Below are 1,477 nucleotides of genomic sequence, written 5' to 3'. Positions count from 1 at the left end.
TGCTGTACTGCGGCGCTCAGATCGAGGTCGCCGAGCAGGGTCGCGGCCAGCAGGTGCGGCGGTCCGGTCAGTGACGCGGTGGGGTGGTCGACCCGGCCGGCGTGTGTGTGCACCGAGCCGTCCTTGACTTCGATGACCAGGTCTTCGTTGCCGTCGGCGTGCAGTTGCAGGGCGATTGCCGGCTGGTCGGGGCGGTGGTCGGTCAGTGCCCGGGCGGGCATGTCCAGCCAGTGGGTGCGGAAGGTGTCGCTGCCGGCCGGCTCACGCAACAGCGGAATTCCCCATCGGCTCAGTTCCTGCAGCACCGGCTCCAGCGCGCGGCCACGCTCGGTGAGGGAGAACAGGGTGGTGGCCACCGGCGGCGGGGCGGCCTCGCGGTGGATCAGGCCGGCTTCCTCGAGTTCCCGGAGCCGGTCGACCAGCAGGTTGCTGGCGATCCCGGGCAGCCCGTTGCGCAGGTCGGTGTGCCGGCAAGGACCCAGGGCGAGCAGTTCACGGACGATCAGCAGGGTCCATCGGTCGCCGATGGTGTCCAGTGCTTTCGCGATGCCGCAGTACTGCCCGTAGGTGCGCATGCCACCACTCTACATCGTGGTGTTGAGATTCAAAACTCTCTTGTTGACTTTCTCAACACCGTCGGTCTAGCGTCGCTGCCCATGACCACCACCCTTTCCGTGCGTCGGCTGGCCTGGGCCGGCGTCGAGATCCGTCTCGGCGACACCCGCCTGCTGATCGACCCGCTCGAGAACGTCGCTCCGCTGGCGCCGGTGATGGGGCCGCCGCACCGGCCGGTCGACCCGGTCGACACCCCGCCCGGCACCCACGCCCTCATCACCCACCTGCACCCCGACCACTACGACCACGACCTGATCGCCCGGATCGCGGCCACCGGCACGATCGGCTGCCACACCCCGAGCGCGGCCGGGCTGCGCGAGGCGGGCATCACCCCCGTTGCCCAGGACCTGGGCCAGTCACGCCGCATCGGAGAGCTGACCGTCACCCCGGTGACCTCGCTGGACTGGCGCGGCAACGACTGTGACCAGGTCGCCTGGGTCGTCGAAGGCGCCGGCCGGCAGGTCATCCACTGCGGCGACACCCAGTGGCACGGCAGCTGGTGGCAGATCGCCCGCGACCACGGCCCGTTCGACGTCGCGTTCGTCCCGGTCAACGGCGTCATCGCCCACTTCGAGGGCTACGCGGCCAACGTCCCGGCGACCATGACCCCCGAGCAGGGCGTCGAGGCCGCCGTCGCACTCGGCGCCGACACCGTCTGCGCCATGCACTACGGCCTGTTCCACAACCCGCCGTTCTACACCGAACAACCCGACATCGAGCAGCGCTTCCAGCACGCCGCCGACGAGCGCGGCATCACCGCGGCCATCATCGCCGACGGCCAGCCCGTCCTGTGACCATCAGAAACAAGGAGCAACACATGAAGATCGTCCTGTTCGGTGCCAGCGGCAACATCGGCCGGCCC

Annotated in this window: 2 protein-coding genes; one reads left to right on the top strand and one right to left on the bottom strand. The window is 69.6% G+C overall.

What is annotated here, in order from left to right; all coding sequences use genetic code 11:
* A partial coding sequence (locus ACIOFR_RS42330; RefSeq protein WP_401006186.1) for a winged helix-turn-helix transcriptional regulator occupies positions 1 to 575 on the bottom strand: 575 nt, incomplete at its 3' end.
* An 81-nt stretch (positions 576 to 656) separates the two neighbouring features.
* Here ACIOFR_RS42330 and ACIOFR_RS42325 point away from each other — a divergent pair.
* The gene (locus ACIOFR_RS42325) at positions 657 to 1,409 is read left to right on the top strand and encodes an MBL fold metallo-hydrolase (RefSeq protein ID WP_401006184.1); all 753 of its coding nucleotides are present in this window, start codon (positions 657 to 659) and stop codon (positions 1,407 to 1,409) included.
* Positions 1,410 to 1,477: the final 68 nt, after the last annotated feature.

Source organism: Kitasatospora sp. NPDC088346, assembly GCF_044740765.1.
In the GTDB taxonomy this organism is placed as follows: domain Bacteria; phylum Actinomycetota; class Actinomycetes; order Streptomycetales; family Streptomycetaceae; genus Kitasatospora.
The sequence above is the reverse complement of the archived record's forward strand: the minus strand, read 5'-3'. Positions and strand labels throughout refer to the sequence as shown.

What these genes read in the sequence shown, in the direction of transcription:
- ACIOFR_RS42325 (WP_401006184.1), top strand. Translation starts at nt 657, where the DNA reads ATGACCACCACCCTTTCCGTGCGTCGGCTGGCCTGGGCCGGCGTCGAG.